Genomic DNA, 18,564 nt, shown 5'->3' with positions numbered 1-18,564 from the left:
AGAAACATCGGTTCGGCAGTGTGGAGGACCCGGCGGAGAGTGGAAGCTCACGGCGGCTACCCCTCCAGCCCGATCGACATGGGTGTCATGGGCGGTTTTTAGAGCACACGTCATCGTGTTTCGGGGCACACGTCATCGTGGCCGCTTCTGCCGGCGCTTTCTCACTGCGGTGCGCCACCGCGGTGAGAAAGCGCTTCTGCGGGTCAAAGGATCGACCGCGAGCCGCTCCGGACAGGCCGGACTCGCCGAGAGGGCCTGGAGTGACGCCGACCTGACTGGAGTGACGCCGACCTGAGGAGAACCCGACCCGACCGCCTGGTGCGTGTGATCAGGCGTGGGTTGAAGAAGGTCCCGCATCGGTCACGTCTGATCGGCGGGTGCCGGAACCGGCCTGGTCCTCAAGCCGTCGCGACCTCACGCGTTGAAGATCGACAGGCCCGACAGGGCCGCACGCTAGTCGGGGTGGGCCTCGGCTCGCCTGGAGCCGACTCGCGTCTGAATGCCCTGGAGCACGTGATGCGTCGCGCGGATGGAGCCTTCCTGCCAGCCGTTGATGTGGCTCATGTGCTCGCCCGCGAACCAGTACGGCCCGTCCGGCGGCAGAAGCACGGGGTAGACGTCGCGGCGCGCGGTCGGGTCGTCACCCCACTCGGCCCACGCCCCTCCCTGGAACGGCACGTTCGACCACGCGATGGAGACGGGGCGTTGAACCAGGCCGCGATAGCCCGGGAACAGGTGTTCACCGTCGGCGACCGCCGCGGCGGCGCGCTGCGCGGGGGTCATCGCCGCGAAGGACTTCCCGATGCTGTTCGTCCAGATGTAGGCGCCGACAAGGATGCCTTTGCGTCCGTGAATATCTGAACTCGGATACCACATCTGGGTGATGTCCCGGTTGGTCCATGAGATGCCGCCGTAAATCCGGTGATCCTGCTCCCACCACCGTCGCTCCGCCTGAAACGCGACCTTGACAGCGGGCACGTAGAGGCGGGCGCCCGCTTCCACGGCCCGTTTCACCTTGGGCGAGAAATCACTGTCGATGGCGCCGACGACCGGCAGTGGAACCGTCACGATCACATGGTCGGCCTCCCAGGCCCGCACTCGCTGGGTGGCCCGGTCGCGCCAGGTGACACGAGCGCCGGACCCCAGCCGCTGAAGCTTCGTCACCTGCGCGTTGAGTGTGATGAACCGCCGGGTCCGCTGGTAGAAGGCGCGCGCGACGGCGTCCATGCCGCCTGTCGGCTCCATGATGGTCGCCTGCTGGTCGTAACGCTCAGCGAAGATCACGTGCCACGGCAGTGACCCGCCTTTGGCGATCTCGACGAGGTCGAGTGGCTCAAGAATGCGGCCCGGCGTGGGCCCTCCCGGCGGCTCCGCGTACCCGGAGCTCCACGACCCGCGGTACCGGTAGTTCTCGTCGAGCGCGCCGATGGTCTGGATGAAGTCACGCACCCGGGCGAGATCCTCCTCCGATATCTGACGGTCCAGGTCGTGACGGAGCGCGCGCGCCGCGAGCTCCGCGACCGCCCCCCGCGTATCGTTGATCACACGGCGGGCGCGCTGCGGCTGTCCGCCGAACGCGTCGTCGCCGTGCAGATAGGCGTTGCGATTGTCATTGACAAACACCTGCAGCGGGACTCCCAGGTCGTGGCAGTACTGCAGAAGCGCCTCGTGATGATGGGGTATTCGCGCGGCCCCCGCGTTGAAGTAGAGGCGCGGATCCCGGTCCCAGTCGACACGCTGGGTCGAATTGTTCTCGACAACGGTGTCTCCACCGCGGTAGGTCCTGATCCGGCCACCGACCCGGTCCTGCGCCTCGAAGACCCGCACCTCGTACTGCGCGGCCGAGAGTTCGAGCGCGGCGACCATTCCGGAGATGCCGGCGCCGATCACCGCGACCTTGACGCCCTGCCCACCGCCACGTTGAGCGAGGTTCGGCCGACCGGCATAGGCCTCCGGCACAGGTAACAGCCCCATCGCCGTCAGCGTTCCGTACGCGGCTCCGGCGCCCCCGGCGCGACCGACCAGGTTCACGAACGCCCGGCGCGTCAGTCGGTCACTGTACATGTGCCCTCCGATACAGGGGGTGAGTACATCGGATTCAGGGAAGAATCACCCGATTACGGGGATGTTACATAGGAGCCTCCTTTTGCGACTTACTCCTCGGATGACAAACATTGACATTCGACTACAGCATTCTTCCTATGTCTTGTGGAAGCCGTCGCGTACCATTTGCCGCGCGCCTTTGAAGCTCGACTCCCAAATGATCACCGATCTTCATCCCACGGCGTTCGGCGATCATGTGACAGTGCCGGACCTCACCGGCCACCGCACCGGGACGGGAGCGCTCTTCCTCGTACGGTCCCCAACGGCCCCACCTGGACCGACGTTTCCCCCCGGCCTTCCCGAAACGCGCCGGCACGGCGGTGAGCCGCACCCCGAACCGCGACTCCGGCGAGCTCATGACCTGTGCGAACCCGGTGCGCCGATCCTCCTCGGAGGCCGGACCGAAAGCAGCGCCGGTCGTCAGGCCAGCAGCAGGCACACCGCGAACGGCACGGGGATGAGCGCGGCCGCGCCAAGCCATGCCGCCGGCCTTCGTCCGCGCCGGAGCGGGAGGACCACGTCGATCACGACCACCGATGCCAAGACGAACACGCCGGTCACCGCCAGGAGAAGCATGACGGGAAACGCGTGATCGAGGGTCGTGTGGTTGCAGTTGGCGAGACCGGGCCTGGCAAGGTCTTCCACGCTCCCGCAGTCCATCGGCACGTACTCGGTCAACAGCCACCACGCCAGGTAGAGCGGCACGCTCGCGGGCACACCGAGTCCGAGGTTCGCCAGAACGGGACCCCAGAGGCCACCCCCTGCCCGCCTTTCGCGCGGGGCGTTTGCATCAGTCCTGTGCGCAGTCATCGTCACGCTCCTCTCGTGCTCCTGTCGGCCTTCGAGGAGGATCGGCGCCACCCTGCGCCCCCCTGACTCGCCCACGACGATCATCCCGGAACCGGACGCCCCGCCGGAGGCGTCCGGCTCATTGGCTCGCACGGCACTCGGTGATCGGCCGCGTTCCCCGCGAGCCGGGGGGGAGCGACAACCCCCGGATCCGCGGTCCTCCCCGGCCACAGTGGACATCAGCCACCCAGTGGCGATCGTCGGCCCGCGTTCGGGCAGCGGCGCGTTCCAGACGGCGCGGAGACGAAGGCCGAGACACCTGTGGCACGCAGGTGGCGCGCGGCTGCCGGAAGGCCCGGGGACGACAAAGGCCCAGGCCTGGGGATCACGCCCCTGGCCTGGGCCTTCGTAAACGAGCCGACGAGGGGAATCGAACCCCTGACCTACAGTTTACAAGACTGTTGCTCTGCCGATTGAGCTACGTCGGCACGGTCGCCTGATGAGTCTAGTCGGCCTGGACCCCAGGCGTCACCGATGAGAACGTGAAAGGCTAGCGGCGGCGGTGGCGGGCCACCTCGTACAGGGCGATGCCCGCTGCGACGCCCGCGTTGAGCGACTCGGCGGCGGCGTTCATGGGGATGCGGACGACCAGGTCACAGGACTCGCGGACCAGGCGGGACAGGCCTTTGCCCTCGGAGCCCACGACGACGACCAGCGGGCCGTCGAGGAGGTTGGCGTCGCCGATCTCGACGGTGCTCTCTCCGTCGAGGCCGACGACGAACAGCCCCGCCTCGCGGTACTCGCGCAGGGTGGCGGTCAGGTTGACCGCGCGGGCGACGCTCAGAGTGGCCAGCGTGCCCGCGGAGGTCTTCCACGCCCCTCCGGTGACCCCGGCCGAGCGGCGGGAGGGGACGAGCAGGCCGTGGGCGCCGAAGGCCGTGGCGGAGCGGGCGATGGCTCCGAGGTTGCGCGGGTCGGTGACGCCGTCGAGCGCGACGATCAGCGGCGTCTCCGCGGCGTCCTGGGCGATGCGGACCAGATCCTCGGGGTGGGCGTACTCGTACGCCGGGATCTGCAGGGCCACGCCCTGGTGGATCGCGCCCTCGGTGAGACGGTCCAGCTTCTCCCTGCCGACCTCCAGCATCGCGATGCCGCGGTCGGCGGCGATGCGGACGGCCTCCTTCACCCGGTCGTCGTTGTCGATGCGCAGGGCGACGTACAGCGCGCTCGCGGGCACACCGGCGCGCAGCGCCTCAAGGACGGGGTTGCGGCCGCCGATGTACTCGGGGGCGTCCTCGCTTCGCCTGGCGCGGACCTGGGTGCGCGGGGAGGAGGGCCTTCCGGTCCTCTCCTCCCGCTCGATCCGCTCGCCCCTGGCCTTGTCCTTGTGCCAGTGCCGCATGTGCGCGGGCGGGGTCGCTCCCTTGCCCTCCAGACCGCGACGGACGTTGCCGCCCGTGCCCTTGGTCGGACTCTTCTTCTTCGCGGGTCGCCCGGACCCTTTACCCCCACCAGCCATGGTGTATAGCGTACGGCCTGCTTCTACCGCGAAAGTTCCCAACGAGGTCCCTGGGGGGTGTCCTCGACGAGGACGCCCGCCGCGGCGAGCCGCTCACGGATGCCGTCGGCCGCCGCGAAGTCCTTGCGCGCCCTGGCCGCCTGACGCTGCTCCAGAGCGACGCCGACCAGCGCTTCCACGGTCGAGCGCAGCCCCGACTCGTCGCCGGAGGAGCGCCACTGCTCGGAGCGCGGGTCGAGGCCGAGCACGTCGAGCATGTTCTGCGTCTCGGCCAGCAGCCTGGCGACCTGCTCCTTGTTGCCCTGGGCGAGCGCGACGTTGCCTTCCTTGACCACCTCGTGCACGACGGCGAGCGCCTGCGGGGTGCCGAGGTCGTCGTCGAGCGCGTCCACGAACGCCTGGGGCAGCGGCGCGTGCGCGTCCACGTCGTGGATCACCTCGGCCGCCCTGGTGACGAACCCCTCGATGCGCTGGTAGGCCGAGGCCGCCTCGGCCAGCGCCTCCTCGGAGTATTCGATCGCGGAACGGTAGTGCGGAGCCGCCAGGTAGTAACGGAGCTCGACGGGGCGGACCTTCTTGGTCACCTCGGGGATCAGCAGGGAGTTGCCGAGCGACTTGCTCATCTTCTCCGCGCCGATCTTGAGCATGCCGTTGTGCATCCAGTAACGCGCGAACCCGTCACCGGCCGCCTGCGACTGGGTCAGCTCGTTCTCGTGGTGCGGGAAGATCAGGTCGACGCCGCCGCCGTGGATGTCGAAGGTCGGCCCGAGGTACTTGGTCGCCATGGCGGAGCACTCCAGGTGCCAGCCGGGACGGCCGCGGCCCCACGGGGTCGGCCAGGTCGGCTCGCCGGGCTTCTCGCCCTTCCACAGCGCGAAGTCACGCGGGTCCCGCTTGGTCGAGTCGCTGTCGGTGTCACCGGCGGCCCTGAGGTTCTCGAGCTTCTGGTTGGACAGCGAGCCGTACCGGTCGGCGTAGGACATGACGTCGAAGTAGACGTCGCCGTCCACGGCGTAGGCGTGGCCCGCCGCGATGAGGCGCTCCATCAGCTCGATCATCTCGGGGACGTGGCCGGTCGCCCTCGGCTCGACGGTCGGCGGCAGGCAGCCGAGCACCTGGTACGCCCAGGTGAAGGCGCGCTGGTTACGCTCGGCGACGACGAACCAGGGCACTCCCTCGGCTGCCGCCACCCGTATGATCTTGTCGTCGATGTCGGTGACGTTGCGGCAGAACGTCACGTCGTACCCCGAACGGGTCATCCACCTGCGCAGCACGTCGAAGTTGACGCCCGAGCGGATGTGCCCGATATGCGGGGGAGCCTGCACGGTGGCACCACACAGGTAGATCGACGCCCGGCCGGACTCGACCGGAACGAATTCACGGACCGTACGTACGCTGGTGTCGTATAGGTGCAGGCTCACGGAGGCAAGGCTAACGCCTTACCTCACCTCACAAGCCGGGTTACGAGACGTTGAGGTTGCCCAGTAGCACTTTTTATAACAACGAGTGCGAATACCGTCCCCGCTCATTCCAGGATCAGCCCCGCAGATAGACCCGCTCAGGGATAACCCGGACGATCAACCGCTGCGCCTCGGGGTGCGCCTCGACCCAGGACTTGCCGGTGTACTTGTGCGACAGTTCCTCGATGAGCGCGCCGGTCGGGTCCTCGGTGATCGTGACGCTCCCGCGCACCTCCGCGTAGCGGTAGGGGTTGGCATGGTCGATCACCACGATGGTCGTCCTGGGGTCACGGGCGAAGTTCCGGTCCTTGCGCCGCCCCCTGACGGTCGAGAACACGATGTCGTCGCCGTCGGTCTTCGCCCAGACCACACTGGCCTGCGGGCTGCCGTCGGCGTTCAGGCTCGTCACCGTGGCGAAGTTCGCCGCGTCGAAGAGCGCCCGCACGTCACTGGACAGTTCGGTCAACTTTCCTCCTCATCCTGCTTTGGTGCACCGATCATGCCAGGTGCCGATTCTGTAGGCTCGAAGGGCCATGGACGTGAAATCCCCCGAGGCGGCAGACACGCTCTCCCGCCCGTCCTCGACCCCGCCCTCCCAGACGAGCCGGGTGACCGTCGCCCTGCGCCGTGCCGGCATCGCCCTCGTCGGACTCGGCGTGGCCGCGCTCACCGCGGCCGCGTGCGTGCTCTCCTTCGAGGACCTGCGCGGCCTCGCCGTCGTCGGCGAGGCCCCCGCGCACCTCGCCTACCTCTATCCGGCCGCCTTCGACGCGCTGCTCGCCATCGCGCTGATCTCCGTCCTCCTGCTGCGGGGTGGACGCTGGCCGGTGCGGCTGCAGGCGGGCGCGGTCCTGGCCCTGCTGTTCGCCGCCGCGGTCGCCGCCGAGGTGACCACCGCGGTGCGGGCGACCGTGGACGTACGGCGGGCCGCCGTGGTCGTCGCCGTCGCCCCGTGGGTGACGTTGCTTCTCGCCCTGTGGCTCTGGCTGCTGCTGATCAGCCACGCCGCCGCGCGCAGGGCCGCCGCCGACGCGGCGTCCGCGAGGCTCGCCCGCGACATCGTGCCCTTCCCCGAGGCCGACCTCCCGACCGCCGAGTACCCCGCCCCGCGCGGCCGCGACGCCGCGCCCGCCCACGGGGAGCGGCGGGCGCGCGCCGCCCACCCGGACTCTCCCGACCGCCCGGATCACGTGCCGCACCCGGTGCACCATCCGCCCTCGGAGGTGCTGCTGGATCCGCAGGCCGCCCCGCCGATGGAGTCGGCGCCGCATCACGATCTCCCCGTGACCCAGCCGGTGGTCGGCCCGACCCCTGCTCCGGAGACGCCCGAGATAGCCGAGCCTCCCGCGCGTTCCCCCGAGGCTCCGCAATCCTCGGAGTCCCCGGAGGCCGCGGAGTCCCCGGAGGCCTCGGCGCCTCCGCGGGCCTCCGCCGCCCCGGACAGGCCCCTGCGCTGGGGAGACCTGGTCAGGCCCCACCACGGCGACCTGCTCGTCCACCCGCCTCGACCCGCCGCGCGGAAGCCGGAGAGCCGGGTCAGCGAGCGCGTGGAGACCTGGGACGCGGACCGCCCGTCACCTGAGGAGCCGCAGGAGCGGGAGAGCCGGGAGGAGCGGCCCGAGATCGGCGACCGCGACTCCGACACCCAGCCGATGGCCGTGGTGACCGACGACTCCGCCCCCGCTTCCAGAGCCGCCAGGACATCCCGCCCGGCGCGCGAGGACGACGCCGCCGACACCGGGCAGGACGCCGCGCCAGAGACGTTGGAGGCGGCTGAGACGTCCGTCCGGACGGACGCGGACACGGATGAGAGCGAGAAGCGGGAAGCCGAGGGCGAGGGAGCCGCGGCCCCGCCCTCCGGGCGCATGCGCAGCACGCCCACTCCGCCCGAGGAGTCCTGAGGAGCTCCGAGGAGCCTGAAAGGCAGAGTCCGGCGTAGAACACGGGCGAGATCGGGTTGGGCCAGCTCCGGGGCCTGGGAGGAGCTGGCCCAGTCTGGGGGTCGCGTACCCGGCGGTCTTTCCGCCTGAGCGCTCGACGGTCTTCCGGACCGGGCGCTCGGTGATCTTTCGAACCGGGCGCACGACGATCTTTCGAGCTGAGCACTCGGCGCTCTTTCGAGCTGGGCGCTCGGTGGCCTTGCGGCCCGCGGTTTCGGGCCGCTGGACCGGCCCACAGCTTTTCACTCACATCTCGGTGAGCGGCGCCCCGCTGCGGGCCGGCGATCAGCCTGCCTCCGACCCCGTTCCGGGATCGGCCGGAAGGCGGTTCGGCGCGCCTGGTCACACCTGGCGTCTCTGCGCGAACCGGTCCGGAACGGCGGAGACCCGCTCGGCGTACGGTGTGGAACCGAGCGGGTCTTCCTGGTGCGAGACGTCGACGTCGGCGTCGCCGTCTCCGCCTGTGTCAGGCGTCCATGCCTTCGGGACGGAGGGCGTCCGGCCGGACCTCGCCGGGGGCCGGAGCCGCTCACCGCCGTCAGACCCTCGAGCGCTTCATGCCCGCGACCAGGCCGACGCCGATGACGGCGAGGACGATCTGCATGACGAGTTCGATCCAGTCGATGCCGTTGGTGGTCGCGACGCCGAGGACCTGGGCGATGGCGGTGCCGATGAGCGCCGCCACGATGCCGACGACGACGGTCAGGACCCATCCGATCGCCTGCCTACCGGGAAGCAGGAGACGACCGATGGCGCCGACGACGGCACCGATGACGATGGCCCCGAGAATGGATGCGATGGTCATATCGTGAACCTCCCAGTGAGGTGACCTTCACGCTCACGGAGAGTTGGCTACCCCATGCGTCAGGGATATTCCTGGGAACGGCAAATTTTCCGGCTCAGTGCGTCTTTCTCGCCTGGAACTGGACCACCAGCAGCACCCCGATCACCGCCAGCGCGAGCTGGATGATGTGCTCCCACCAGTCGATTCCCCTGGTGTTGGCGATCCCCAGGGCGGCGGCGATGGCGGTGCCGATGAGCGCCGCCACGATGCCCACGATGAGCGTCAGCCATATCGAGAAGTTCTGCCGCCCGGGAACGATGAGGCGTGCCAACGCGCCGATGATGGCGCCGATGACGATCGCGGCGATAATCGAGCCAATCATGTCCGACTCCCCCCGATGACGAGACATGGTCAATAGGGGGCTACCCAGGACATTCGCGGGTCATTCCGGAAAAAGGAGGTGGCCCGTACCGCGCCAGTAAACGGGCCACCGCCTCGAATGCGTCGACGAGCATCCGCGCCGCTCGCCGGAGCGCTTTCGCGTTCCGTATTAGGAGACGCCCGGGAGTGGATTGAGGTTCACCACGATTGCTGTCGCGATGGCCGCCACGCCCTCGCCCCGCCCCGTCAGGCCGAGGCCGTCCGTCGTGGTCGCGCTGACGCTCACGGGCGCGCCGACGGCGGCGCCGAGCGCCTTCTCCGCCTCGGCGCGGCGAGGCGCCATCTTGGGGCGGTTCCCGATCACCTGGACGGCCACGTTGCCGATCTCGAAGCCCGCGGCGCGCACCTTCCTGGCGGTCTCCTCGAGCAGGGCGACGCCGGAAGCGCCCGCCCAGCGCGGGTCGGAGGTCCCGAAGAGGCCCCCGATGTCACCGAGGCCCGCCGCGGACAGCAGCGCGTCACACGCGGCGTGGGCGGCGGCGTCGCCGTCCGAGTGTCCGGCCAGGCCTGTCTCGCCCGGCCAGTGAAGTCCCGCGAGGTGCAACTCGCGGCCCGATGCGAACGGGTGGACGTCGACCCCGACGCCCACCCGTGGAAATGTTGTGTTCAGGAGTTGAGGACCTCGTCGAGCAGGGCTTCGGCCTTGTCCTCGTTGGTCTTCTCGGCGAGCGCGAGCTCGCTGACCAGGATCTGCCGTGCCTTCGCGAGCATGCGCTTCTCTCCTGCGGAGAGCCCGCGCTCCTTGTCTCGTCGCCACAGGTCGCGAACGACCTCGGCCACCTTGTTGACGTCACCGGACGCCAACTTCTCCAGGTTGGCCTTGTAGCGGCGGGACCAGTTCGTGGGCTCTTCGGTGTGAGGCATACGAAGCACGTCGAAGACGCGCTCAAGGCCCTCCTGGCCAACGACATCGCGAACACCTACGAGTTCGGCGTTGTCAGCCGGCACCTGGACGGTAAGGTCGCCCTTGTCGACCTTGAGAACCAGGTAGGTCCTTTCCTCACCTTTGATGGTTCGGGTCGTGATGGCCTCGATCCGAGCAGCCCCGTGGTGGGGGTAGACGACAGTGTCGCCGACCTGGAAAGTCATGTGACAAGTACCCCTTCCGCTGTACTCAAGAGTACCACGTATCCACAGCCTCCCGGAACAGTGAAATCACCATAACTGCAGGTCAAAGCCGCATATTAAGGCTTGACAAGCGTTCAACTCTATGAATCAAGGGTATGAAAAGCCCTCATGACCTGCGTTCCCCCGCCTCTCGACGATCAGGCGGCCCGCCGGAAAACCCGGCGAAGTCCATGGATAGGGTTGGCTCTGCCCTACCTCTAGTGTGACAAGGAGAACTCGCACCGTGACCCGCAACAGCCGTCACTGGGCGATCGCCGCCGCCGCGTTCCTCGCAGCCGCTCCGGTCCTGGCCGGCTGTGGTGCCGGATTCGACGCGATTACCAACCAGCCCTACACCCCGACCGAGGCGCTGTCCGTCAGCGCGGACAAGGCGAAGGGGATCGACATCTCCCAGGCGTTCTTCCTGGGCCCCGACTCCGGCTCGCAGCTGGCCGCCGGAGCGGCGACCCCGCTCTACCTGTCGCTGGTGAACACCAACAAGGACGCCGACCGGCTCGTCGGCGTCGGCGTCGACCCCGCCCTCGGCACCGCCAAGATCGCCTCCCCGGTCGACCTGCCCGTCCAGCAGCGGGTCGGCGTCGGCAAGCCCACCCCCGCGATCGTGATCGAGGGCCTGAAGAAGCCGCTCAGCGGCGGCGAGAGCATCTCGGTGCAGCTGCAGTTCGCCAAGGCGGGCGTCGTCCCCCTGACGGTTCCGGTCATCACCCGCAGCCGCGAGTTCAAGGACCTCCCGCAGGCTCCGGGGGCCTCCCCCGCCCCGTCCGCCACCGCGACGTCGGAGGCCACCGCGACACCGGAGGCCACCGCCACCGCCTCGCCGTCCGCCTCGACGGGCCACGACGAGAGCGGCCACTGAGTCGTCGGCCGGACCGTCGGCCAGGTCGTCAGCCGGTCACCGGCGAACCGCCGCCGAACGGACCCGCGAGGGATCGCGAGGAGAACGCGTGAAAGGGGGGTGTACGGCCCGCGCGAGCCGTACACCCCCTTCGCGTGTGGGAAGTCCCCCGGACCCCCTGAAGGCCGCACCGGGCGCTCCAGGAGCCCCTGGAGGCGCCGGAGGCCCCGGCAGGACCCTGGAGAGGCCCTGGAGAGGTCAGTCCTCCGCGGGGTCGAACTTGTAGCCCAGCCCGCGGACGGTGAGGATGCAGCGGGGGTTGGAGGGGTCGGCCTCCACCTTGGCCCGCAGCCGCTTGACGTGCACGTCCAGGGTCTTGGTGTCGCCCACGTAGTCGGCGCCCCAGACGCGGTCGATGAGCTGGCCCCTGGTGAGGACGCGCCCCGCGTTGCGGAGCAGGACCTCCAGCAGTTCGAACTCCTTCAGCGGAAGCTGCACCTGGTCGCCGCGGACCGCGACGATGTGCCGGTCGACGTCCATCCTGACGGGACCCGCCGCCAGCACGGCCGACTCGAGCTCCTCCACGTCGCCCTGACGACGCAGCACCGCGCGGATGCGGGCGACCAGCTCACGGGAGGAGAACGGCTTGGTCACGTAGTCGTCCGCGCCCAGCTCGAGCCCGACGACCTTGTCGATCTCGCTGTCCTTGGCGGTGAGCATGATCACTGGAACGTTGGACCGCTGACGCAGGGAGCGGCAGACCTCGGTGCCGGGCAGGCCCGGCAGCATCAGGTCGAGCAGCACCAGGTCCGCGCCGTTGCGGTCGAAGGTGTCCAGCGCCTCGGGTCCGGTGGCCGCCACCGCGACCTCGAACCCCTCCTTGCGCAGCATGTATGACAGGGCGTCGGAAAACGACTCCTCGTCCTCGACAACAAGCACGCGAGTCACTGCGCGGCCTCCAAGGGGATGGTGGTGGTACCGGGTACAGCCACCGCCGTGCCGCCGAAGGCGGGCAGGCGGAGAGTGAAGGTGGAGCCGGAGCCTTCCTTGCTCCACACCGTCACCGCGCCGTTGTGGGCGACGGCGACGTGTTTGACGATGGCCAGGCCGAGGCCCGTTCCGCCGGTCGCGCGCGAGCGGGCGGCGTCGACGCGGAAGAAGCGCTCGAAGATGCGCTCCTGGGCGCTCTCGGGGATGCCGATCCCCTGGTCGCTCACGCTGATCTCGACCGACTCGTTGTGCGCGCCCGCGGCACGCGCGCTGACCACGACGCGGGTGTGCTCGGGACTGTAGGCCACGGCGTTGTCGATGAGGTTGCGCAGCGCGGTGACGAGGAGCTCGTCGTCGCCCCAGATGCGCAGCCCCTCCGCGCCTCCGGCGACGAGGGTGATGTCCTTGGCCGCCGCCGTGGTGTTGCAGCGGTCGATGGCCTCGTGCACGGCCTCGTCGATGGGAACGGGACCGGGAGTGGGGATCGGCTCGGCCCCCTGGATGCGGGAGAGCGTGATGAGGTCCTGGACGAGGTAGGTCAGGCGGGCGGCCTCGTGCTGCATGCGCCCGGCGAAGCGGGTGACGGCCTCGGGGTCGTCGGCGGCGTCCTGGATGGTCTCCGCCAGCAGCGACAGCGCGCCGACCGGCGTCTTGAGCTCGTGGCTCACGTTGGCCACGAAGTCGCGGCGCACCGCCTCGACGCGCCTGTGCTCGGTCTGGTCCTCCGCGAGCACCAGCACCTGCCCGTGGGATCCCAGCGGGGCGACCCTGACCGCGAAGCTGGTCGACTCCTGGCCGAACTTGTGCCCGGCGACCTCGATCTCGCTCTCGCGGATCTCGCCGTCCCTGCGCACCTGCCTGGCCAGCGCGAGCAGCTCGGCCGCCATCAGGTGCTCGCCTCTCACCAGCCCGAACGCCCGCGCGGCCGAACTGGCCCGCAGCACCCGGTCCTCCTTGTCGAGCACGACCGCCGAGGACGGCAGGACCGCCAGGACCGAGGCGACACCCTGTGGCAGGGCGGGCTCGTTCTCGTTCGTCGGAGCGGCGACGGCGCGTCCCACGCTCTGACGGACGACCATCACGGCCAGCGCCCCCACGACGAACCCGGCCAGCGCGGCCAGACTCGCCATCAGTTCACTCACATGCTCCTCCTGTCCGCTTCACGTCCTCGATGGTAGGCGGGGGTTTTCCCATTGGGGCAGCTCATGGGGGCAGGACCAAGGCCTTTCCCGCAAAGTTCACTTTATGGTCGAGGTTCGTTCACTGTCGCGCACGTACGGTGAGGGCCATGCGCGACGCCTACCATGAAGAGCTCGACGCCCTCACGGGCCGGCTGGTGGAGATGACCCGACTGGTGAGGTCGGCGATCTCCCGGGCCACCACCGCACTCCTGGACGCCGACCTCCAACTCGCCGAGAGTGTCATCTCCCACGACGAAGAGGTCGACCGGATCTTCTCCGAGATCGAGACAAGGATCTTCGACCTGATGGCCACGCAGCAGCCGGTGGCGGTCGACCTCCGGATGGTCATCGCGGCTCTTCGGATGGGCACCGACCTCGAGCGGATGGGCGACCTGGCCGAGCACGTGGCCAAGGTGGCCCGGCTGCGCCACCCCGACTCGGCGATCCCCCCGGAGATCCGCTCCACCATCGTGGAGATGGGCCAGATCGCCGAGCGCCTGGTCACCAAGGCCGGCAGCTGCATCGCCTCCCGCAACGTCGAGCTGGCCCTGGAGCTCGAGGACGACGACGACGCGATGGACAGGCTGCACCGCAGGCTGTTCAAGGTCCTGATGGCCCCCGACTGGAAGTACGGCGTCGAGCCCGCCATCGACGTGACGCTGATCGGCCGCTACTACGAGCGCTACGCCGACCACGCGGTCCGCGTCGCCCGCGACGTGGTGTACCTCGTGACCGGTTCGAGGACCCCCGAGCCCGACGCCGTGTGAGAGCGCGGACGCGCGAGGTCCACGACGTGTGGGGTTCACCGTGCGGACGAGCGCACGGACAACGGTGAGACAACGCGAAGACGCGAAAGGGGCCCGTCGGATCGACGGGCCCCTTTCGCGTTCCACGTTCGCGGGTCGTTCCCCGTTTCGCCCCGGGGCCTACTTGCCCTGGTTGGCCACGGCCTCGATCGCCGCCTTCGCGGCCTCGGGGTCGAGGTAGCGGCCGCCCTTGGCGACCGGGTGGAAGTCGTCGTCCAGCTCGTACAGGAGCGGGATGCCGGTGGGGATGTTGAGCCCGGCGATCTCGTCGTCGCCGATCCCGTCGAGGTGCTTGACCAGCGCCCTGAGCGAGTTGCCGTGCGCCACGACCAGGACGGTCCCGCCCGCGGACAGGTCCGGCACGATCGCGTCGTACCAGTAGGGCAGCATGCGGTCGACGACGTCCTTGAGGCACTCGGTCCTCGGCAGCAGCTCGTCCGGAAGCCGCGCGTAGCGCGCCTCGCCGACCTGCGAGAACTCGTCGTCGTCCGCGAGCGGGGGCGGCGGGGTGTCGTAGGAACGGCGCCAGAGCATGAACTGCTCGTCGCCGAACTCGGCGCGGGTCTGCGCCTTGTCCTTGCCCTGCAGCGCGCCGTAGTGACGCTCGTTGAGCCTCCAGGACCGGGCGACCGGCAGCCAGAGCAGGTCGGCGGCGCCCAGCGCGAGGTTGGCCGTCTGGATCGCCCGGGTCAGCACCGAGGTGTGGACCACGTCGGGCCGCACCCCGGCGTCGAGCAGCAGCCGTCCGCCGCGCCGCGCCTCCTCCTCGCCCTTGGCAGAGAGGCCGGCGTCCACCCATCCGGTGAACAGACCCTTAGCGTTCCACTCGCTTTCACCGTGCCGAAGCAGCACCAAATTCGCCATGCGGACAAGCTTAGTGGGCCCCCTGCCAGCGCTCCCGCGGGGCGAACCGCCGCGCGGGGAGCGCCGTTCCCGAGGGGCGGATCCCGGCGAGGACGAGACTCGCCGACGGTCCCGTCGGTGTTCCCGTCGGCGGTCCCGGCAGCGTTCCCTTCAGCGTTCCCGTCAGCGGTCCGGGTCGGCGAACCTGGCGAAGGCCTGGAGGTTGGCGAGCGACTCGCCGCGCTTGGCGCGCCACTCCCACTCCCTGCGGATCGAGGAGGCGAACCCCAGCTCGAGCGCCCGGTCGAAACCCTCGTCCGCGTAGGTCAGCACGCAGCCGAGCAGCCGGTCGACCTCCTCCTCGGAGACGGCCTCGAGCGGGACCCTGCCCACGAGGTAGACGTCGCCGACCGGGTCGAGGGCGAAGTGCACGCCGTAGGTGGAGCCGTTCCTGGTCAGCAGCCAGCGGTAGAACTCGGCGTGGTTCTCGTCGGGCTGGCGGCAGAAGAACGCCTCCACGTGCAGGACCCGGTCTCCGACGATGAGCCACGTCATCGTCGCGAGCTTGTGCTGGCCGGGGAGCCTCACCAGGAAGGCTCCCGGCCTCGGCTCCTCGAAGGACGCCTCGGCGCCCCTGAGCGCCTCCTCGATCACCTCACGCATGCGCCAACCCTACGAGCCCTACGAGCTGACGGCGACGGGGACCCGGTGCAGGTGCGCCATGGCGTCGACGTAGACGTCGACGAGCCTGGCCGCGGTCGCCGACCAGCCGAACGCCGCCGCCTGGGCCACCGCCCCCGCCGACAGCGTGTCGCGCCACCCGGGACTGTGGACGAACCTGCCGAGCACCCGCGCCCAGTCGTGCGGGTCGTGCCCCTCGACGAGCACGCCGGAGACGCCGTCGCGTACGGCGGTGCGCAGCCCCCCGACCGACGCCGCGGCGACCGGCGTGCCGCAGGCCTGGGACTCGAGGGCGACCAGGCCGAACGACTCGTTGTGCGAGGGGACCACGGTCACGTCGGCCGCGCGGTACCAGTCGGCCAGCTCGTGCTGGGGCGCGGGGGGAACGATCCTGACCACGTCGGAGATGCCCAGGGAGAGGGCGACCTCGGTCAGGTACGAGGGCCTGGCCAGGCCGTTGCCGCTCGGCCCGCCGACGCAGGCGACGACCAGCCTCGACCTGAGCGTGGGGTCGTCGATGAGCATCCTGGCCGCGGCGCGCAGCAGCACGTCGGGGGCCTTGAGCGGCTGCACGCGGCCGACGAACAGCAGCACGCAGGCGTCCTGCGGCAGGTCGAGGCGGTGACGGGCGGCGCCCTTCGACGCGGGTTGGAAGACGGTGAGGTTGACGCCGGGGTTGACGACCTCGACGCGCTCCGAGGCGGCGCCGTACAGGTCGACGAGCTCCCGCGCCTCGGTCGGGGTGTTGGCCACCAGGCGGTCCGCGACCTCGACGACCTGTTGCTCGCCCATCACCCGGGCGGGCGGTTCCGGCTTGTCGTCCTCGGCGAGCAGGAGGTTCTTCACCTTCGCCATGGTGTGCATGGTGTGCACCAGCGGCACGCCCCAGCGCTCCTTGGCCAGCCAGCCCACCTGGCCCGACAGCCAGTAGTGGGAGTGGATCACGTCGTAGCGGCCCGGGTCGTACATCGCCTCGGTGCGCAGCACGCCGGACAGGAACCCGCAGAGCTGACCGGGCAGGTCTCCCTTGTCAAGCTCCTCGTACGGCCCCGCGGTGATATGGCGGACCGAAACCCCGGGGACGATCTCGGCGACCGGAGGCAGGTCACGCGCGGTCTGCCGGGTGAAGATCTCCACCTCGACCCCGAGCTCGGCCAGGCGTTTGGCCGCTTCAACGATGTAGACGTTCATGCCCCCAGCGTCTCCGGTCCCCGGCTGATCCAGGGGAGACGTGTGCATGCTGATCGTCGCGACTCGGTTGACCCGCCGTCTGACCCGCCGCCTCACCGGCACCACCTCCGAGAGGGATATAACCACCCATTAGTTCGCAACATTCCCTCCCCCAGGACGCGCCGGAATCGACAGCGGCGCGTCCTGGCAGTATTGGGGGCCATGAACAGGACAGCAGTGGTGACGGGCGCCAGCAGCGGCATCGGCGAGGCGACGGCCCGCCGTCTGGCCGCCGAGGGCTTCGACGTGGTCGCGGCGGCGCGGCGCAGGGACCGGCTCGACAAGCTGGCCGCCGAGGTCCCCGGGATCCGCGCCGCGACCCTGGACGTGACCTCCCAGGAGTCGGTCGACGCGTTCGCCGCCTCGCTGGACCGCTGTGACGTGCTGGTCAACAACGCGGGCGGCGCGATCGGCCTCGAACCGGTCGCGGGCGCGGACGTGGCCGACTGGCAGCGGATGTACGACACGAACGTGCTGGGCTCGCTGCGGGTCACCAAGGCGCTGCTGCCCCGCCTCGTCGGGTCGGGCGACGGCGTGCTGGTCATGCTGACCTCGGTCGCGGGACTGGTCTCCTACGAGGGCGGCGGGGGCTACAACGCGGCCAAGCACGCCCAGACCTCGATGACCGAGGTGCTCAGGCTGGAGCTGTGCGGCGAACCGGTCAGGGTCGTCGAGGTCGCCCCCGGCATGGTGCACACCGAGGAGTTCTCACTGAACCGCTTCCGCGGCGACGACGCCGCCGCCGACCGCGTCTACGCGGGCGTTCCCGGGCCGCTGACGGCCGAGGACGTGGCCGACGCCATCTCCTGGTGCGTCACCCGCCCCGCCCACGTGAACGTCGACCGCCTGGTCATCCGCCCCCGCGCGCAGGCCGCCCAGCACAAGGTCCACCGCGTCTGACCGGCGGGAAGCGGAGCCAGGACGTGCCGAAGCGCATCGGGGAGATCACCAGGGGGACGACGGGCCACAACCGGCTCAGACGGGCCGACCGCTGGGTCGCCGCCGTCCACGGCCGCCTGCTGCGCTCCGCGGAACGCCCGCTGGTGGTCGACCTCGGCTACGGGGCCTCCCACACCACGACGCTGGAGCTGTTCCTGCGGCTGCGGAGGGTCTGCCCCTCCGTCGAGGTCGTGGGCGTCGAGATCGACCCGGCCAGGGTCGCCGCCGCCAGGCCGTACGAGCGGGAGGGCCTGTCCTTCGCGCTCGGCGGCTTCGAGCTGCCGGTGAGCAGGCCTCCCCTGCTGATCAGGGCGTTCAACGTGCTCAGGCAGTACGGCGAGGCCGAGGCGTGGGACTACTGGGCGATGCTGAGCGGGAAGGTCGCCCCCGGCGGGGTGGTCGTCGAGGGCACCTGCTCCGAGGTGGGCCACCGCGCGGTGTGGGCGGGGCTCGACGCGACGGGGCCGAGGACGCTGACCTTCTCGGCCAGGTTCGGCGGCTTCGACCGTCCCTCCGACCTCGCGGAGCGCCTGCCGAAGACGCTGATCCACCGCAACGTGCCCGGCGAGCCGATCCACGCCTTCCTGCGCGACTTCGACCGCGCGTGGGCGGTCAACGCCCCCCTCGGCGCGTACGGCTCCCGCCAGCGGTGGATCGCCACCGCGCGGACGCTCCGCGGCGTCTGGCCGGTGGCCGAGCACCCTCCGCTGGGGGGCCGTTCGCGCTGGCGGCTCGGCGAGCTCACCCTTCCGTGGGCGGCCCTGGCCTCCGGTTCTGCCGGAACGTCCGGTTAGGGTCTGCGCCATGGTCGAACCGCGCTTCGTGACGGGGACGACCGCGACGAGATCCACATGGTTCGGCAAGTGTGAGCGAAATCACTCGACAACCCGTAGTA

19 protein-coding genes and 1 tRNA gene are annotated in these 18,564 nt (G+C 70.0%); 5 read left to right on the top strand and 15 right to left on the bottom strand.

The features are described 5' to 3' along the window. Window positions 1-453 precede the first annotated feature (453 nt). The 6 genes from PKF00_RS35050 to PKF00_RS35025 form a co-directional block, all read right to left on the bottom strand. The gene (locus PKF00_RS35050) at window positions 454-2,064 is read right to left on the bottom strand and encodes a flavin monoamine oxidase family protein (protein WP_271222010.1); all 1,611 of its coding nucleotides are present in this window, start codon (window positions 2,062-2,064) and stop codon (window positions 454-456) included. Window positions 2,065-2,523: 459 nt separating this feature from the next. Next, window positions 2,524-2,820 (bottom strand): hypothetical protein, encoded by a 297-nt coding sequence (locus PKF00_RS35045; protein ID WP_271222009.1) that lies wholly within the window; start codon window positions 2,818-2,820, stop codon window positions 2,524-2,526. A 487-nt stretch (window positions 2,821-3,307) separates the two neighbouring features. Further along, window positions 3,308-3,380: transfer RNA gene (locus PKF00_RS35040), tRNA-Thr, on the bottom strand. Between the two features lie 62 nt (window positions 3,381-3,442). After that, a complete protein-coding gene (gene rlmB / locus PKF00_RS35035; protein WP_271222008.1) occupies window positions 3,443-4,411 on the bottom strand; it encodes a 23S rRNA (guanosine(2251)-2'-O)-methyltransferase RlmB in 969 nt (322 codons plus the stop codon). 23 nt (window positions 4,412-4,434) lie between these two features. Then, window positions 4,435-5,832, bottom strand: coding sequence for a cysteine--tRNA ligase (gene cysS / locus PKF00_RS35030; protein WP_271222007.1), 1,398 nt, complete (start codon window positions 5,830-5,832; stop codon window positions 4,435-4,437). A 115-nt stretch (window positions 5,833-5,947) separates the two neighbouring features. Then, window positions 5,948-6,337: a PPOX class F420-dependent oxidoreductase gene (locus tag PKF00_RS35025; RefSeq protein ID WP_271222006.1), complete on the bottom strand. Its 390-nt coding sequence runs from the start codon at window positions 6,335-6,337 to the stop codon at window positions 5,948-5,950. 67 nt (window positions 6,338-6,404) lie between these two features. Here PKF00_RS35025 and PKF00_RS35020 point away from each other — a divergent pair, with 67 nt between their 5' ends. After that, window positions 6,405-7,772, top strand: coding sequence for a hypothetical protein (locus PKF00_RS35020; protein ID WP_271222005.1), 1,368 nt, complete (start codon window positions 6,405-6,407; stop codon window positions 7,770-7,772). A 577-nt stretch (window positions 7,773-8,349) separates the two neighbouring features. On the opposite strand, the gene PKF00_RS35015 is transcribed toward PKF00_RS35020, so the two are convergent. The 4 genes from PKF00_RS35015 to PKF00_RS35000 form a co-directional block, all read right to left on the bottom strand. Beyond that, a complete protein-coding gene (locus PKF00_RS35015; RefSeq protein ID WP_271222004.1) occupies window positions 8,350-8,616 on the bottom strand; it encodes a GlsB/YeaQ/YmgE family stress response membrane protein in 267 nt (88 codons plus the stop codon). A 94-nt stretch (window positions 8,617-8,710) separates the two neighbouring features. Then, entirely contained in the window at window positions 8,711-8,977 is a 267-nt protein-coding gene (locus tag PKF00_RS35010) for a GlsB/YeaQ/YmgE family stress response membrane protein (protein ID WP_271222003.1), read from the bottom strand. 168 nt (window positions 8,978-9,145) lie between these two features. Continuing rightward, on the bottom strand, window positions 9,146-9,625 hold the full coding sequence (gene ispF, locus PKF00_RS35005; RefSeq protein ID WP_271222002.1) for a 2-C-methyl-D-erythritol 2,4-cyclodiphosphate synthase: 480 nt from the start codon (window positions 9,623-9,625) through the stop codon (window positions 9,146-9,148). Between the two features lie 17 nt (window positions 9,626-9,642). Then, entirely contained in the window at window positions 9,643-10,125 is a 483-nt protein-coding gene (locus PKF00_RS35000; RefSeq protein WP_012887713.1) for a CarD family transcriptional regulator, read from the bottom strand. A 262-nt stretch (window positions 10,126-10,387) separates the two neighbouring features. On the opposite strand from PKF00_RS35000, the gene PKF00_RS34995 reads away from it, so the two are divergent. After that, on the top strand, window positions 10,388-11,020 hold the full coding sequence (locus tag PKF00_RS34995; RefSeq protein ID WP_271222001.1) for a copper chaperone PCu(A)C domain-containing protein: 633 nt from the start codon (window positions 10,388-10,390) through the stop codon (window positions 11,018-11,020). A gap of 237 nt (window positions 11,021-11,257) precedes the next feature. Here the strand turns inward: PKF00_RS34995 and PKF00_RS34990 are convergent, their stop codons facing one another. Beyond that, window positions 11,258-11,947, bottom strand: coding sequence for a response regulator (locus PKF00_RS34990; protein ID WP_271222000.1), 690 nt, complete (start codon window positions 11,945-11,947; stop codon window positions 11,258-11,260). Continuing rightward, entirely contained in the window at window positions 11,944-13,119 is a 1,176-nt protein-coding gene (locus PKF00_RS34985) for a sensor histidine kinase (protein WP_271222080.1), read from the bottom strand. The genes PKF00_RS34990 and PKF00_RS34985 overlap by 4 nt, the downstream gene beginning before the upstream one ends. A gap of 158 nt (window positions 13,120-13,277) precedes the next feature. Between PKF00_RS34985 and phoU the strand changes: the two genes are divergently transcribed. Continuing rightward, complete coding sequence (gene phoU, locus PKF00_RS34980) at window positions 13,278-13,937, top strand: phosphate signaling complex protein PhoU (protein WP_271221999.1); 660 nt, start codon at window positions 13,278-13,280, stop codon at window positions 13,935-13,937. Window positions 13,938-14,096: 159 nt separating this feature from the next. Here the strand turns inward: phoU and PKF00_RS34975 are convergent, their stop codons facing one another. The 3 genes from PKF00_RS34975 to mshA all read right to left on the bottom strand — a co-directional run bounded on the left by PKF00_RS34975 (window position 14,097) and on the right by mshA (window position 16,787). Next, window positions 14,097-14,840, bottom strand: coding sequence for a phosphoglyceromutase (locus tag PKF00_RS34975; RefSeq protein ID WP_271221998.1), 744 nt, complete (start codon window positions 14,838-14,840; stop codon window positions 14,097-14,099). 162 nt (window positions 14,841-15,002) lie between these two features. Then, on the bottom strand, window positions 15,003-15,482 hold the full coding sequence (locus PKF00_RS34970) for a type III secretion system chaperone family protein (RefSeq protein WP_271221997.1): 480 nt from the start codon (window positions 15,480-15,482) through the stop codon (window positions 15,003-15,005). Window positions 15,483-15,500: 18 nt separating this feature from the next. Further along, window positions 15,501-16,787, bottom strand: a complete 1,287-nt coding sequence (mshA, locus tag PKF00_RS34965) for a D-inositol-3-phosphate glycosyltransferase (protein WP_425582336.1) — start codon at window positions 16,785-16,787, stop codon at window positions 15,501-15,503. Between the two features lie 105 nt (window positions 16,788-16,892). On the opposite strand from mshA, the gene PKF00_RS34960 reads away from it, so the two are divergent. Together PKF00_RS34960 and PKF00_RS34955 are read left to right on the top strand one after the other, a co-directional pair. Continuing rightward, window positions 16,893-17,630, top strand: coding sequence for an SDR family oxidoreductase (locus PKF00_RS34960; RefSeq protein WP_271221995.1), 738 nt, complete (start codon window positions 16,893-16,895; stop codon window positions 17,628-17,630). A gap of 23 nt (window positions 17,631-17,653) precedes the next feature. Further along, window positions 17,654-18,463: a class I SAM-dependent methyltransferase gene (locus PKF00_RS34955; RefSeq protein ID WP_271221994.1), complete on the top strand. Its 810-nt coding sequence runs from the start codon at window positions 17,654-17,656 to the stop codon at window positions 18,461-18,463. The last annotated feature ends 101 nt before the right edge of the window (window positions 18,464-18,564 follow it).

This window comes from Streptosporangium carneum (genome assembly GCF_027922005.1).
Taxonomy (GTDB): Bacteria; Actinomycetota; Actinomycetes; order Streptosporangiales; family Streptosporangiaceae; genus Streptosporangium; species Streptosporangium carneum.
This window is presented reverse-complemented; position numbering and strand designations above follow the sequence as displayed.

Coding starts and splice junctions, on each gene's coding strand:
- PKF00_RS35010 (WP_271222003.1), bottom strand. CDS start 8,977: ATGATTGGCTCGATTATCGCCGCGATCGTCATCGGCGCCATCATCGGC.
- phoU (WP_271221999.1), top strand. CDS start 13,278: ATGCGCGACGCCTACCATGAAGAGCTCGACGCCCTCACGGGCCGGCTG.
- PKF00_RS35020 (WP_271222005.1), top strand. CDS start 6,405: ATGGACGTGAAATCCCCCGAGGCGGCAGACACGCTCTCCCGCCCGTCC.
- PKF00_RS35015 (WP_271222004.1), bottom strand. CDS start 8,616: ATGACCATCGCATCCATTCTCGGGGCCATCGTCATCGGTGCCGTCGTC.
- rlmB (WP_271222008.1), bottom strand. CDS start 4,411: ATGGCTGGTGGGGGTAAAGGGTCCGGGCGACCCGCGAAGAAGAAGAGT.
- PKF00_RS34975 (WP_271221998.1), bottom strand. CDS start 14,840: ATGGCGAATTTGGTGCTGCTTCGGCACGGTGAAAGCGAGTGGAACGCT.
- PKF00_RS35000 (WP_012887713.1), bottom strand. CDS start 10,125: ATGACTTTCCAGGTCGGCGACACTGTCGTCTACCCCCACCACGGGGCT.
- PKF00_RS34970 (WP_271221997.1), bottom strand. CDS start 15,482: ATGCGTGAGGTGATCGAGGAGGCGCTCAGGGGCGCCGAGGCGTCCTTC.
- PKF00_RS34985 (WP_271222080.1), bottom strand. CDS start 13,119: ATGGCGAGTCTGGCCGCGCTGGCCGGGTTCGTCGTGGGGGCGCTGGCC.
- PKF00_RS35050 (WP_271222010.1), bottom strand. CDS start 2,064: ATGTACAGTGACCGACTGACGCGCCGGGCGTTCGTGAACCTGGTCGGT.
- PKF00_RS34960 (WP_271221995.1), top strand. CDS start 16,893: ATGAACAGGACAGCAGTGGTGACGGGCGCCAGCAGCGGCATCGGCGAG.